Genomic DNA, 13,974 nt, shown 5'->3' with positions numbered 1-13,974 from the left:
TTGCTTTGAGAATTGTACTTCTATCCGGCGGATCGGGCAAAAGGTTATGGCCGTTGTCCAACGACACAAGGTCCAAGCAATTTTTGAAAGTACTTGAAGGTGAAGATGGACAGACGGAATCGATGGTACAGCGCGTATGGAGGCAGCTGGAACGTACAGGGCTTGGTGGGCAGGCAGTGATTGCAACGAGCAAACCTCAGGTGGAAATTTTGAGAAGCCAGCTGGGTTATGACGTAGATCTGGTTGTGGAGCCTGAACGCAGGGACACCTTTCCTGCCATTGCTTTGGCAGCCGTATATCTATACTCCGTGCAGGGAGCCGGCTTAAATGAAACGGTCGTGATGCTTCCCGTTGATCCCTACGTGGACGAATCCTTTTTTTATAAAGTTACAGAGCTGGAGAGCGTGCTGCACGAGTCCGGTGCAGAACTGGCCTTAATTGGAGTAAAACCGACGTATCCTTCCGAGAAGTATGGATATATCATTCCAGAGCAGCTTGAAACCAAGCAATCCGAGCGTTACACCAAAGTATCCCGTTTTCATGAGAAACCCCGTGAAGCTGAAGCGGCAGAGATGATTGAACAATCTGCCCTTTGGAATTGCGGGGTTTTTGCATTCAAGCTGAATTATCTAATCAATCTGCTGATTTCACTGGAGCTGCCCATTCAATATGAAGAAATGCTGAAGCAGTACGGCAGATTGCAGAAAATCAGCTTTGATTACCAGGTGGTGGAGAAGGCTCGTCATATTGTCGTCACACCGTATGAAGGATATTGGAAAGACCTGGGCACATGGAACACACTGACGGACGAGATGAGCACCCATATTGTAGGCAAAGGTGTCATGACGAACAGTACCGTCAATACACATCTGATCAATGAATTAAACATTCCGGTATGTGTGCTGGGCGTATCCAATCTTATCGTCGCGGCAAGTCCTGACGGGATTCTCGTTAGTGAGAAAGAGGCAAGTCCGCAGATTAAAGAGGTGCTGAAGGATAGCGCTGAGCGACCTATGTATGAGGAACGCCGCTGGGGCTGTTACAAGGTTCTGGATTATACACGCAATGTCAAAGGAGAAGAGGTACTAACCAAGCGCATTATCATCGAGCCAAATAAAAACTTTTCTTATCAGTACCATCTCGAGCGAAATGAAGTTTGGACCGTTGTCTCGGGTCGAGGTGAGTTCATTCTGGATGGTGAGCTGAGGCCACTTCATCAGGGGGATGTCGTTGTGATTCCTGCAGGCGGGAAACACAGTGTAAAGGCAGTGACAGAACTCGAAATTATCGAGGTGCAGATGGGCCGAGAACTGGTAGAAGAGGATATCGTGCGCGTTGAGATGGAGTGGCAGGATATTTTACAAAATTGCGTGAATTGGAGGAAAACAAGATGAATATTGCGGTGATTGGAACGGGATACGTAGGTCTTGTATCGGGGGTATGCTTTTCGGAGATCGGCAATCAGGTCATCTGTGTAGACAACAATGAGGACAAAGTAGAGATGCTGAACAAGGGCGTCGTGCCCATCTACGAACCTGGTCTTCAAGAGTTGATGACCTCCAATATGCAGGCAGGCAAATTATCCTTCACTTCCAAGATCGGTGAGGCAGTACACCAGGCGGACATTGTATTTATTGCGGTAGGCACTCCATCTCTTCCTAATGGCGAGGCCAACCTGAGTTATGTAGAGCAGGCAGCGTACGAAATCGGGACCCACATCGAAAGCTACAAAATAATCGTGACCAAAAGCACCGTCCCTGTAGGTACCAATGACCGTATTCGTGATCTCATTCGCAGCATATCTTCTCAGCCCTTCGACATGGCCTCGGTTCCCGAGTTTCTGCGTGAAGGATCGGCGATCAAGGATACGCTGAACCCCGACCGGATTGTAATCGGAACCAGCAGTAATCGGGCCATTCAAACGTTGAAGAAGCTTCATCGCCCATTGACCAACAATCTGGTCATCACAGACATCCGCTCGGCCGAAATGATTAAATATGCCTCCAACGCATTTCTGGCAACCAAAATCTCATTTATTAATGAGATTTCGAATATTTGCGAGAAAGTCGGAGCTGATGTTACACGCGTTGCAGAAGGCATGGGGTATGACAAGCGCATTGGGGCTTCCTTTTTGAAGGCGGGTATCGGTTATGGAGGATCTTGTTTTCCCAAAGATACGCAGGCGCTGATCCAGATTGCAGGCATGGTCGATTATGATTTCAGGCTGTTGAAATCCGTCGTGCAGGTGAATCAGGATCAGCGTATGCAGGTCATTTACAAGCTGGAGGAAGCGATCGGGTCACTGGCTGGTAAAACGATTGCGGTCTGGGGGCTTGCGTTCAAACCGGATACGGACGATGTTCGTGACGCTCCGGCCATTGATATTATTCAATACTTAATAGATGCTGGAGCTGCAGTCAAAGCGTATGATCCGATTGCAGCAGATAACTTCCGTAAAGAGATCGACATAACCTCCATCTCGTGGGGGAATAATCCGCTCCAAGCTGCCGAGGGTGCAGATGCAATCTGTGTGCTGACGGAATGGAAAGAGTTTGCCCAGGTAGATCTGAATGCATTAGCTAAAATGATGAAGGTGCCGGTTATGATTGATGGCCGCAATGTTTACAGTGCAGAACAGATTCAGGCATCTGCCATCCAATATTACTCGGTGGGACGTCCAAGTCTGACCAAGCTGGAAGGGAAAGCAGCAGCGATCATTTGACGGGCTGATGAATATTAAGAATATGAGTGAGGAAGATCCCCATGAAAAAGTGGATGAAATGGACAGCATGGCTGGTTTCGCTGTTTGTTATCGTTGTATTCGGTTACGCCATCTATCTCTATCAATCGGTCAAATCAACCGCAGATCAGATATATGAGCCGCGCAATCCGGTGCAGCCTGTTGCGGTAACTGATGAGAGAGGCGGACTTCAGGTGGATATCAACCGCAAAGAGCCTTTCAATGCACTAATCCTAGGGGTGGATGAGCGCCCGAATGACAGAGGCCGTTCGGATACAATGATTGTTCTAAGTGTAAATCCGGGGAAAAAGAAAGTGCTTATGTTTAATATTCCGCGGGATACGCGAACGGAAATAGTGGGGCGCAGCACCGAAGACAAGATCAATCATGCGTACGCCTTTGGAGGCGTGGATATGTCTCTGGCTACCGTGGAGCAATTTTTGGGCACGCCCATTCACTATTACATGAAAGTAGATATGGAGGGCTTCTCCAAAATTATTGATCTGTTAGGTGGAGTAGATGTGAATAACCCTTTTGCCTTTGATTATGAAGGGAGACGGTATGAGCAGGGCAGTATCCACCTGGATGGTGCTGCGAGCACTCGGGTTCTCCAGAATGCGTTACGATGATCCGAAGGGAGACTTGGGCCGTAATGATCGTCAGCGGGAGGTGCTGAAACAGTTGCTGAAGAATACGATGCAGTTCTCCAGTGTGCTTCATCTTCAGAATATGCTTGATGAACTGGGAACACATGTCAGGACTGATCTAACATTTGATGAGATGAAAGAGCTGCTTCTGGACTATCCAGGTGATCTAGAAGAGATTGATACGGTAGAAATCAAGGGTAAGGGTGAGAAAATCAACGGAATTTATTATTTTATCGTCAATCAGCAGGAAAAGGATCGCATTCATGGAATACTGAAGCAGCATCTGGAGCCGTAAAGATAGTCTGCAGTACAGCAAGGAAAGTGGTGAAAACATTGCTCAAGACGGAGGGACGGAAAGCAAGTAAAATACGAAAACAGCAGCGAAAGCCTCGAGCATACACCTATATTTTTTGGCTGATGCTGGCTGGATGCTGGATTGCTGTCATCTGGTCGTTATCCGGTCAATCCTATCAGCAGCAGGACATTCAGCCGTGGCTTCATCGATTAACCCAACAGGTGCACATCGGGGTTACACTACCCGATGTGCACCTGTTTTATAATGGTCATGAGTATTCGCTGCAGCAGAGACCTTACGCGTTTATCGAGTTTGTATTTCGTAAAACTGCACATTTGTTTGTGTATGCTGTACTCGCCGTGCTGGTTTATGGAGGATTGCGATACAAGAGAGTACGTGTAATGACCTGTATTATTACGGCCCTGGTCATTGTAGTGATCATTGCCTCCACCGACGAATATATCCAACAGTTCAGTCCTAATCGGACAAGTTCAATCTGGGATGTCGGTGTGGATTTGATCGGCGGGTGCTGCGGGATCGCGATTTATACCGGGATCAGAGCTTTATTTACCAAAAAATAAAATGGATTTCCCAGGAAATGCAGTTTCCTGTCCCATTGAACTTCTACTTGTCTGCCAACCATCATAATTATGGGATAGCAGGACAAGGGGGCTGGATTATGCTGCGAAGAAGAAATCGGAATACAATGCTCAAAAGGATTGTTTTTATATTGTTCGTGCTGCTTTTACTGTGGCTCATCGGCAGGAGCTTACCCGCACTGTTCCGTGCAGATGCCCCTGATGAGGCTGCAGCAGCAGCGGAAGAGTTCTATAAATACGAGCAATCAGGTGACTTCGGGAGCTCCTGGGAGCTGTTTCATCCATTAATGAAAGAACGATTCCCGAAGAGTGCCTATGTCCAGAACAGGGCGCATATTTTCATGCAGCATTTTGGTGTGCAGACCTTTAAATTACAGATGGAATCGCCGGAGCGGGAGTTCGATGTGCAGATCATTCAAGGCGTGAAACCTTTTCCGGAAGCTTACAAAATAAAAGTTACACAGACGTATTCCGGAACCTTTGGGGAATTTGATCTAGTGCAGATGTGTTATCTGGTACAGGATGGTAAGGAATGGACGCTGCTGTGGTATTATCCTGATGAGAGGAATACCAACACTGAAAATAAGTCGTGAGCGATTCTGCTGCATAACAGCAGTGAATGAATCGACTGTTACATATTATGTTATGTATTTGAAGGTTGACCGGACCGATTTGTATCATTAGTCCCTAATCAAGCGCTGTAAATGCGAGACTTTTGTCGCGTTTATAGCGCTTTTTTTAGTTTCGGCCCTGTTTTTATGCTTAAAAAGCTTGACAATAGTCCCGGTGTCAAGTAAATTACGAATTAGGATACAAAATGTATCAATTTTCAGCGTCTAACGACAAATAACAGGGGACCAGAGGCTCCCTGTGAGGGGAAGGTATTCCATTGAATGAAACGGGCCGCTTTTACTGTGTCAGTTGTGGGATGATTGTGTCGGTCGCCAGAGACGAAGCCTTGAAGGATGAGGGCTGCGGAGGCAATCACGTGTTTCGTACCGGATTTTATCGGAGTGAAATGCCGCTTGGATACTGTGAAGCGTGTGTAGTTGAGTCAAAACGAGAAGGGAAATCCCAGTTTGCAGGACAATATACTAAAGATTATGATACACTATGCTCATATGAGAAACGGGCATAACATAAGCCCGTCCATGAAGGAGAGGATTGAATGCAGCAGGAGCCGGTTGTCCGACTTCAGGGTGTCAGTAAAATCATTTCCTCCCGATCATTGGTCAGCGACCTGACCCTGGATATTTCTCCGGGGCAGGTTTTTGGTTTTTTAGGACCGAATGGCGCGGGGAAAACAACGACTATTCGTATGATGGTCGGTTTGATGTCCATTAGTAAAGGAGATATTTTGATCTCTGGACACAGTGTGAAGAATGAGTTTGAAAAGGCCATATCCCAGGTAGGCGCAATAGTAGAAAATCCGGAAATGTACAAGTTTCTGACCGGATACCAGAATCTGGTGCACTTTGCCCGCATGTCGCCGGGTGTTACCAAGGAGCGCATTACAGAAACCATTGAGCGTGTAGGCTTGACAGCCCGCATTCACGACAAGGTCAAAACCTATTCCTTGGGTATGCGCCAGCGTCTTGGTGTCGCACAGGCTATACTACATAGACCTAAGCTGCTTGTTCTGGATGAGCCAACCAATGGTCTGGACCCTCAGGGGATTAGGGAGCTGAGAGATTATCTGCGGCTTCTCACGCATGAAGAAGGGATCACCGTCTTTGTATCGAGCCATCTGTTGTCCGAGATGGAATTGATGTGTGACACCGTGGCTATTATTCAGAACGGCAAACTGATCGATGTTCGAAATCTGCGGGATGAGCAGAGTTCAGATGCTTTAACTGAAGTTGCCTTTGAAGTGAATGAGGCTGAGCGTGCTGTCCAACTTTTGGAGGGAGAGGCCGTTATTCAGGGTAACGTTATCGTCATGTCTCTCTCACGGGAACAGATTCCGGAGGTGAATGCCAGACTGGTACGTGAAGGCGTGCAGGTTTACGGCATTCGCAGTGTGACTCGTACGTTGGAAGATCAATTCTTGCAAGTGACTGGAGGTGGCGGTATTGGGTAGTTTCGGCAATCTGCTGCTGAATGAAAATATGAAAGTGTTCCGTCGTGTGCGCACCTGGGTTATGTTAGCTATTCTTGCTCTTATATCGCTTCTAATGCCTGTGTTAATGAAGCAGGGGATGGGAACAAGCGATGTGCTGTATTGGCAGCCAGCAGCTACAACGGTTCAAATTGCATTTTTCCTGAATACGATTTTCTGTGTCGTCGTTGCAGCGGAATCGGTAGCGGGTGAATTCACATGGGGCACCATTAAACTGTTACTCATCCGTCCGTGGTCACGCAGCAAAATTCTGGCTTCCAAATATCTGACGGTAGTGGGCTTTAGTATACTAAGTACACTACTCGTCATTGGTATGGCCATGCTCAGTTCTTATATTCTGTTCTCCCATGATGTTTCGGTAGAGAGTGGTGTAATGGCAGGCGATGCGTTTACGAGATGGAGCTATCTGTATATCGACCTTTTCATTACACTCGCGATTGCTTTTATGGTATCTTCTGTATTTCGTTCGGGTGCGCTTGCAATCGGTTTGTCCTTGTTTATCATGTTCACGCAAAATATATTTTCACTGATTTTTAATCCGGATCGATATGAATGGGCTAAATATGTTCTGTTCAACAATATGGATCTGAGCAAATATATGAACCCTTCGTCGGGCATGGGATTATTAAACGGCCCAAGTGAAGGGATGACTCTCGGGTTCTCTTTAGCGGTTCTCGGTGTATATTATGTCATCTTTATGGTGATTTCCTGGGTTGTATTTAACAAAAGAGATGTGGCAGGTTAATTCCTGCCTCTTTTTTGTGTTCATATGAGGCATAGCTGTCTATTTAGGGTACATACTGGTATTGTAATATTAGAATTAATTGTAATGTTAGAATCATATTATCGTCGCAGTCACTTTGGCATGGCAGCGCATGGGGGGATCACGTTTCTTGATTAACAACAAATTTTACCGCATATGCACGGCAATTATTTTACTATTGCTAATCGTGTATTTGGGGGATAAAGTCAACTTTATTTTCCGCCCTCTCACTTCGCTGGTTCATATCATTATTATCCCGCTGCTGATCGCAGGATTTTTCTATTATTTGCTGCGTCCGCTCGTGGACTTCATGGAGCGACACAAAATCAAAAGGGCGCTGGCTGTTCTCATTATTTATGTCGCTGTTGGACTCCTTATCGCAGGATTCAGTGTTGTCGTATGGCCTTCGCTGCGGGAGCAGTTATGGAATTTTATTGAAAACACACCTGCGCTTATTTCTTCCCTTATAGAGCAGATTAAAGCACTGGAAAATAATCGTTTTCTCGCCCGGTACCTGCCTGAGGATTCGGATTTATTCACTCGTTTATCCCAGTATCTAAGCCAGGGGATTACGCAGGTGACCGATTATGTTTCCGGTTTGTTTTCCGTCGTGTCCAACCTGGTCATTATTTTGGCCACCTTCCCGATTATGCTCTATTACATGCTCAAGGAAGGGAGTAAGTTTGGTACCAACCTGACACTGCTGCTGCCAAGGCATTATCGGAAAGACGGAGAAGAGACCGTACATGAAATTGATGAGGCCTTGAGCAATTATATTGTAGGCCGGGTTATCGTTAATGTGGCACTGGGTATTCTGATGTTTATCGGTTTTATCTTAATCGGCCTGCCTTATGCGCTGTTATTAACAGTGGTGTCCATCATCCTGAACTTTATCCCTTATGTGGGGGCCCTGCTGGCTGCCATTCCCGTTGTAATCGTTGCTTTTATCGACTCACCTTCCATGGCGCTCTGGTCCTTAATTATTATCGTAGTTGCCCAGCAGATCCAGGATAATCTGATCTCGCCGTATGTGTATGGCAAGCAGCTTGATATTCATCCGCTGACCACGGTCATCCTGCTGCTCGTCGGAGCGGACCTCGGCGGCATTCTCGGGATGATAATTATTATCCCGCTGTATATGATTCTCAAAATTATATTCCGTAAAATTCAGAACCGGATTGTTGAGGATAAAGCAGAGGTGAAATGAGAGAGTGTTGAATTCATGTGAAGCAGTACAGGATCGTGGTACGAGGGGAGCGAACAGTGCCAAATGCTTCATGTGGTGGAATAGAAAAGGTCTGTCCTTCGTCAATGATAACGATGAGACAGACCTTTTAAAATTATGCTTGTGCTTCTTTTTCGTCTTGATTAGTGTACCCTGACATATCCAGCGGTTCTTTCGGAACGATGGCGACTTTGTAGAAGCGATTTTTATCTTTTTCCAGCAGAACGAAGGTCATGTTCTCATATTCATACTCTTCCTGTTCATCCATCTCCGGACGATGGCTGTAGAGCCATCCGCCGATGGTGTCCCACTCATCTGCATCCAGGGAAGACATGAACATATCGTTGACCTTCGATAGTGAAACTTTGCCGTCGAAAATGACATAGTGCTCATTCACAATCTGAATCTCTTCCTCTTCATCTGCATCGAACTCGTCGCGGATCTCGCCGACGATCTGCTCCAGCACATCCTCGATCGTTACAATACCGGAAGTGCCTCCGTACTCATCAACCAGCACAGCGATGTGTACGCCGTCCTTCTGCATTTTCTTGAGCAGATCCTTGACGGGAGTTGTCTCATGCACAGCGGACACAGGCTGAATCAGCGAAGACAGGTCCACAGGTTCATGATTACCGTACAGTTCAAGGAAGAATTGTTTCGTATTAATGATTCCGATAATATCGTCCTTGCTCTCATTAACGACCGGGAAACGGGTGTACTGTTCTTCTCGAATGATCTCCAGATTTTCCTCGTTCGTTTTATTTAGATAAAGGCAGACCATGTCGGTCCGTGGAACCATGATTTCTTTGGCCAGCATCTCGTCAAAAGCAAAAATTCGGCTCACGTAGCCAAATTCAGCCTGGTTGATTTTACCACTCTCGAAGCTTTCATTAATGATGATCTGCAGCTCCTCTTCAGAGTGTGCCTCTTCATGTTCAGAAGCTGGCTTGATGCCAAACAATTTAACCAATTGGTTCGCAGAGCCGTTTAACAGCCAGATAAAAGGATACATCACTCGGTTAAACAAGATGATAGGACCGGACGTCAGCAGTGCTACGGTCTCGGCTTTGCGGATCGCAATGGTTTTGGGCGCAAGCTCGCCTACAACCACGTGCAGATAAGTAATCGCTACAAAAGCAATAACAAATGACAAGAAGGAAGCAAGTGCATCCGGGATGCTCATGCTTTCGAACACAGGGTGGAGGATCTTCTCAACCGTGGGTTCACCAAGCCAGCCCAGTCCGAGAGACGTGATGGTTATTCCGAGCTGACATGCAGACAGATACCCATCCAGATTGGCAACGGTCTGCTTGACCGCAAGTGCACGTTTGTTCCCTTCAGCAATCATTTGATCGATTCGGCTCGGACGAACCCGTACCAGAGCGAACTCCACTGCCACAAAAAATGCTGATAATCCTATCAAAAATGCAACCATAACCAAATTTATCGCATACCTCTCACTGTCCATTCACTACTCTTCTCCTTCTAAGTAATAAGTTTTAACGAGTATTATATCTAATTTTACGTAAGAAGACCACCTTCTCCTGCAGAAAAGAGGAAGAGTCTGGAAGGCAGGTTGGTCAAAACAGTACAGCATAAGGGGATTTTTCTGCAGCTTCAGCTGTTATGTCATAAGATACAGAGTCATTATGGACAAGCCTGGAGAGAAAAATCTCTTACCCAAATTTTACGAGAAGCTGGCTATGTAAAGTTTTATCTAAGTTATCGTTACGAACCGGGTCGACATTGGGTATCTATGATTAGCTGGGAGCAATACCGTCAAAGCTGGTTAAAATGACGGACAAATAGACAAGCTTGAAAACAGGAGAACGGAACAATAGAAAAGTAAGGGGTTAAGGGGGAGGCCGCATGTTCTGGCTGGTTATTATTTTACTTATTTTTATTTTTCAGGCTGCTACAATTCTTATACTGGAATTCCGCAACCCGGCCAAAGCGGTGGCTTGGCTGTTCATCTTATTTTGTGTGCCTCTGATTGGTTTTGTGGTGTATTATTTTGTGGCTCAAGACTACAGTAAACGTAAAAAGCTGCGAAAGGGCGGATCGCGAATTTTCCGGGAAATGCGTGAAACTATATGGAAGCAGGCCCACATCGTCCATGAGATTGCTCAAATGCCAGGAGATAAATACAATCACCAGCATCGTCTGTTTAACCTTATATCTCATCTGTCCGAGAGTCCGATTACGGGATGTAATCGGAGCAAGGTGCTGACGAATGGAGAAGAGGCTTTCGCGGCGATGCTTAGAGAGATGGAGAAGGCCGAGCATCATCTGCATGTGGAGTTTTATATTTTCAGGGATGATGTAATCGGAACTCGCTTTCAGCAGGTGATGATCCGTAAAGCGCAGGAGGGAGTGAAGGTCCGGTTCATCTGCGATGGACTAGGCAGTCATCACCTGAGCTGGAATTATATTCGCAAAATGCAGGATGCAGGTGTCGAGTTTCATTTTTTTCTGCCGCCGCTTATTGCCACAATTGATCGCAGGGTCAACTATCGCAACCATCGTAAAATTGTAGTTGTCGATGGCAAGGTTGGCTTTGTCGGTGGCATTAACGTCGGTGATGATTACCTGGGTCTATACCCGGAGGTTGGCTTTTGGCGGGATACTCATGTGCAGATTGAAGGGGATGCGGTTTATTTTCTCCAAAGCACGTTTCTGAATGACTGGAAACTCGCTTCGGGAAAACGAATTATGGAGCCTCAGCTTGCGGAATTATTTCCACCGCATATTTGCAGTGGAGGGGAACGCATTCAGATTTTGGGGAGTGGGCCTGATCAGGATTGGGATGCCATACAGGAAATGTGTTTTGGCGCGATTTCCGTTGCGTGTGAACGCATATATATAACAACGCCGTACTTTATTCCTGATCCTGCCCTTTACGAGGCTCTTAAGACCGCAGCAGTCAGTGGTGTGGATGTAAGGATTATCATTCCTTATCAATCCGATTCCCGGCTGGTGCATTTGGCATCCCTCTCTTATGTAGAAGAGCTGCTTCGCGCTGGTGTGAAGTTTTATCAATACCGCAAAGGTTTTGTTCATGCGAAAGTGATGATTGTAGATGAGCTGCTGGCTACGGTAGGCACAGCCAATATGGATATGCGCAGTTTTTTCTGCAACTTTGAATTAACGGCTGTATTGTTTGAGGACGCTGCAATTCATCGTCTACTGCATGATTTTGAACGGGATCTGGAGGAGTGCAGCCAGATCGAACCCCTCGTATTCCAACATCGCTCACGCCTGCAAAAAGGGGCTGAAATGCTTTCTCGGATGCTTTCTCCGCTTCTATAGCCGATTTAAGGCAGATTTCTGAAGATAAATTCACTTTTTGCGAATTTATCTTCTTTTTGCTAAGTATTTTGCTCCAATTTGATCTTTTATGATATAATAGTTATATAAATCATGTCGTGGCGAAGGAGGGAGTCTGGGGAAACAGGCTCCCTTTTGCTCTCTTTTGGAAGTGTGATCCGGCAAGCAGTATATCTTGAATCTATTTTATATCGCCTTTAGATGCCCGTTTGATGTTGGGTTAAAGTACATGCAGAATAAAGCTTGGCTCGTTTTTTCTACATGCATCTTCCCCGTGGAGTTATTTAATGGATATATAAAATGGATTCACATTCTGATTTAACTTAACGGGGGGGATACCATGTCCAATGTAACGGTGAAAGAACTAACGGCCAAACAAGCTGACCGCGGCGTCAAAAGCTCGGTGTTTACGCTGAAGTTACTGCAGCGTATTGTAATGATCCTGATCGGTGCCGCGCTGATGGCTGTATCACTTGAAGTGTTCCTGGTGCCGAATGGCGTCATCGACGGCGGGATCACGGGGATTTCAATTATGGTTTCGGAGCTCACGCATCTGCCGCTGGGGATATTCCTGACTTTGCTCAATTTGCCTTTTCTGATCCTTGGATACAAGCAGATCGGTAAGACCTTTGCATTATCAACGCTGCTGGGCATTGTTGTGATGTCCATTGGTACATCTCTACTGCACAAAGTTCCGGCGCTTACACCAGGCGAACCGCTGCTCGGTGCTGTATTCGGCGGCTTAATTCTGGGTGTGGGGGTAGGTCTGGTCATTCGTTCCGGTGGTTCACTGGACGGTACAGAGATTGTTGCCATTCTGTTTAGTGAGAAGTCTCCGCTGTCAGTAGGGCAGATTGTTTTGATCATTAACGTATTTATCTTTGCGGGTGCAGGTTTCGTATTCGGCTGGCCGAATGCCCTTTATTCGATGATTGCTTATTACATCGCTATGAAGATGATTGATATCGTGAACGAGGGGCTTGATCAGTCCAAGTCGGTCTGGATCATCAGTGAGAAGTATCGCGATATCGGTTCCGCTTTGACAGATCGTCTCGGTCGTGGTGTAACGTATCTGGACGGAGAAGGCGGATTCAGCGGAGATGAGAAAAAAATTATTTTTGTTGTGATTACCCGTCTGGAAGAAGCGAAGCTGAAGTCTATTGTAGAGGATTGGGACCCGCAGGCATTCGTAGCAATCGGTAACATTCACGATGTTAAGGGTGGACGTTTCAAGAAAAAAGGTATCCACTAGCCGCTTCTATTTCGGAGCATGCTGCAGGATGAGATAATGAAGGAAACATCCTGCACGAATTGTGCAGAAAAAATAGCCGATTCCCTGGTTCACAGGGGATCGGCTATTTTTTCTGCAAATGTTTCAGAATCAGCTCGATTGGCTGCGGAGGAACCGCTGCAATCAGATCGCCGACGTCATTCAACCGTTCGATAATATTCATCAGGTGATAATCCTGAATGGAGACATTTCGGCGGACCTCATCCCAAGTCAGGGGGGTGGAGACAGTGCCGCCTGGTTTGGCGCGAGGCGTATAGGGAGAGGCCAGCGTTTTGCCGCCATAATGCTGGAGATAATCAAAGTAAATTCGATCACCCCTATCTTTTTTCAGCCGCTCCAGTGTAAACAGTTCAGGATGTTTTTGCGTGACATATTTGCCTACAAAATGACCGATATCCCGCAGTTCATCAAATGTCACACCACGGGTAACCGGCACAATGATCTGCACACCCGTGGCCCCGGACGTTTTGGGAACCGATTGCAATCCAAGAGAGGATAACGTTTCGCCTACAATCAAGGCAGCCTGCATAATCCGCGGCTCATGTTCCATTGAAGGATCGAGATCGATCATCCATTCACATGGAAGTGTGCTGTTAATGGCATGCAGCGAAGGGTGAAACTCAAGTGCCGCAAGATTGCCAAGCCAGAGCAGCTCCGGCAGTCCGTTCATAACAACGTAACGGATGCCCTCGTGATCGTGTGTATGAACAAAATCAGGCACAGGTTCGGGCGCATTTTTCTGATAAAAGAACGTTCCGCCTGCACCATGAGGGTAACGAATCGTTGTCAGAAGTCGATTACGGGTGTAGGTCAGCAGGTAAGGCGCAAGTGCGGCCAGCTTTTGCAAATAAATGGCTTTGGTTATGCCTGCTTCAGGCCATAAGGGCTTGTCTGGATTGGTGACGGTGAGTTCCACACCTTCGATTGTGATGGAACCTTTGATTTTATGCGGCATAGGGCAGAGCACC

Annotated in this window: 14 protein-coding genes; 12 read left to right on the top strand and 2 right to left on the bottom strand. The window is 46.5% G+C overall.

Annotation, left to right across the window (positions count from 1 at the left end):
- The first annotated feature begins 5 nt into the window (after positions 1–5).
- From ABXS70_RS19740 to ABXS70_RS19695, 10 genes are all read left to right on the top strand, one after another.
- Positions 6–1,394: a sugar phosphate nucleotidyltransferase gene (locus ABXS70_RS19740; RefSeq protein WP_366290183.1), complete on the top strand. Its 1,389-nt coding sequence runs from the start codon at positions 6–8 to the stop codon at positions 1,392–1,394.
- Positions 1,391–2,722: a UDP-glucose/GDP-mannose dehydrogenase family protein gene (locus ABXS70_RS19735; protein WP_342554647.1), complete on the top strand. Its 1,332-nt coding sequence runs from the start codon at positions 1,391–1,393 to the stop codon at positions 2,720–2,722. Before ABXS70_RS19740 ends, ABXS70_RS19735 begins: the two co-directional genes overlap by 4 nt.
- 41 nt (positions 2,723–2,763) lie before the next feature.
- On the top strand, positions 2,764–3,369 hold the full coding sequence (locus ABXS70_RS19730; RefSeq protein WP_366290180.1) for an LCP family protein: 606 nt from the start codon (positions 2,764–2,766) through the stop codon (positions 3,367–3,369).
- Entirely contained in the window at positions 3,302–3,682 is a 381-nt protein-coding gene (locus tag ABXS70_RS19725; protein WP_366290177.1) for an LCP family protein, read from the top strand. The genes ABXS70_RS19730 and ABXS70_RS19725 overlap by 68 nt, the downstream gene beginning before the upstream one ends.
- A gap of 29 nt (positions 3,683–3,711) precedes the next feature.
- On the top strand, positions 3,712–4,263 hold the full coding sequence (locus tag ABXS70_RS19720; protein ID WP_366290174.1) for a VanZ family protein: 552 nt from the start codon (positions 3,712–3,714) through the stop codon (positions 4,261–4,263).
- Between the two features lie 98 nt (positions 4,264–4,361).
- Entirely contained in the window at positions 4,362–4,874 is a 513-nt protein-coding gene (locus ABXS70_RS19715; RefSeq protein WP_366290172.1) for a hypothetical protein, read from the top strand.
- 296 nt (positions 4,875–5,170) lie between these two features.
- The gene (locus ABXS70_RS19710; protein ID WP_342554651.1) at positions 5,171–5,419 is read left to right on the top strand and encodes a hypothetical protein; all 249 of its coding nucleotides are present in this window, start codon (positions 5,171–5,173) and stop codon (positions 5,417–5,419) included.
- 30 nt (positions 5,420–5,449) lie between these two features.
- The gene (locus tag ABXS70_RS19705; protein ID WP_366290169.1) at positions 5,450–6,361 is read left to right on the top strand and encodes an ABC transporter ATP-binding protein; all 912 of its coding nucleotides are present in this window, start codon (positions 5,450–5,452) and stop codon (positions 6,359–6,361) included.
- Positions 6,354–7,145: an ABC transporter permease subunit gene (locus ABXS70_RS19700; RefSeq protein WP_366290166.1), complete on the top strand. Its 792-nt coding sequence runs from the start codon at positions 6,354–6,356 to the stop codon at positions 7,143–7,145. The genes ABXS70_RS19705 and ABXS70_RS19700 overlap by 8 nt, the downstream gene beginning before the upstream one ends.
- A gap of 148 nt (positions 7,146–7,293) precedes the next feature.
- Entirely contained in the window at positions 7,294–8,370 is a 1,077-nt protein-coding gene (locus ABXS70_RS19695) for an AI-2E family transporter (RefSeq protein ID WP_366290163.1), read from the top strand.
- A gap of 133 nt (positions 8,371–8,503) precedes the next feature.
- Here ABXS70_RS19695 and ABXS70_RS19690 read toward each other — a convergent pair whose 3' ends face one another.
- The gene (locus ABXS70_RS19690; RefSeq protein WP_366290160.1) at positions 8,504–9,856 is read right to left on the bottom strand and encodes a hemolysin family protein; all 1,353 of its coding nucleotides are present in this window, start codon (positions 9,854–9,856) and stop codon (positions 8,504–8,506) included.
- A gap of 401 nt (positions 9,857–10,257) precedes the next feature.
- On the opposite strand from ABXS70_RS19690, the gene cls reads away from it, so the two are divergent.
- Positions 10,258–11,697 (top strand): cardiolipin synthase, encoded by a 1,440-nt coding sequence (cls, locus tag ABXS70_RS19685; protein ID WP_366290157.1) that lies wholly within the window; start codon positions 10,258–10,260, stop codon positions 11,695–11,697.
- 358 nt (positions 11,698–12,055) lie between these two features.
- A complete protein-coding gene (locus ABXS70_RS19680) occupies positions 12,056–12,967 on the top strand; it encodes a YitT family protein (protein WP_342554656.1) in 912 nt (303 codons plus the stop codon).
- A gap of 103 nt (positions 12,968–13,070) precedes the next feature.
- Here ABXS70_RS19680 and ligD read toward each other — a convergent pair whose 3' ends face one another.
- Positions 13,071–13,961, bottom strand: coding sequence for a non-homologous end-joining DNA ligase (gene ligD / locus ABXS70_RS19675; protein ID WP_342554657.1), 891 nt, complete (start codon positions 13,959–13,961; stop codon positions 13,071–13,073).
- Positions 13,962–13,974: the final 13 nt, after the last annotated feature.

This window comes from Paenibacillus sp. AN1007 (assembly GCF_040702995.1).
Classification (GTDB): domain Bacteria; phylum Bacillota; class Bacilli; order Paenibacillales; family Paenibacillaceae; genus Paenibacillus.
The sequence above is the reverse complement of the archived record's forward strand: the minus strand, read 5'-3'. Positions and strand labels throughout refer to the sequence as shown.

Bases quoted from the DNA above. Each gene is read 5' to 3' on its own strand.
- ABXS70_RS19715 (WP_366290172.1), top strand. From the start codon at position 4,362: ATGCTGCGAAGAAGAAATCGGAATACAATGCTCAAAAGGATTGTTTTT.
- ABXS70_RS19680 (WP_342554656.1), top strand. From the start codon at position 12,056: ATGTCCAATGTAACGGTGAAAGAACTAACGGCCAAACAAGCTGACCGC.
- ABXS70_RS19690 (WP_366290160.1), bottom strand. From the start codon at position 9,856: ATGGACAGTGAGAGGTATGCGATAAATTTGGTTATGGTTGCATTTTTG.
- cls (WP_366290157.1), top strand. From the start codon at position 10,258: ATGTTCTGGCTGGTTATTATTTTACTTATTTTTATTTTTCAGGCTGCT.
- ABXS70_RS19705 (WP_366290169.1), top strand. From the start codon at position 5,450: ATGCAGCAGGAGCCGGTTGTCCGACTTCAGGGTGTCAGTAAAATCATT.
- ABXS70_RS19725 (WP_366290177.1), top strand. From the start codon at position 3,302: ATGAGCAGGGCAGTATCCACCTGGATGGTGCTGCGAGCACTCGGGTTC.
- ligD (WP_342554657.1), bottom strand. From the start codon at position 13,961: ATGCCGCATAAAATCAAAGGTTCCATCACAATCGAAGGTGTGGAACTC.
- ABXS70_RS19730 (WP_366290180.1), top strand. From the start codon at position 2,764: ATGAAAAAGTGGATGAAATGGACAGCATGGCTGGTTTCGCTGTTTGTT.
- ABXS70_RS19735 (WP_342554647.1), top strand. From the start codon at position 1,391: ATGAATATTGCGGTGATTGGAACGGGATACGTAGGTCTTGTATCGGGG.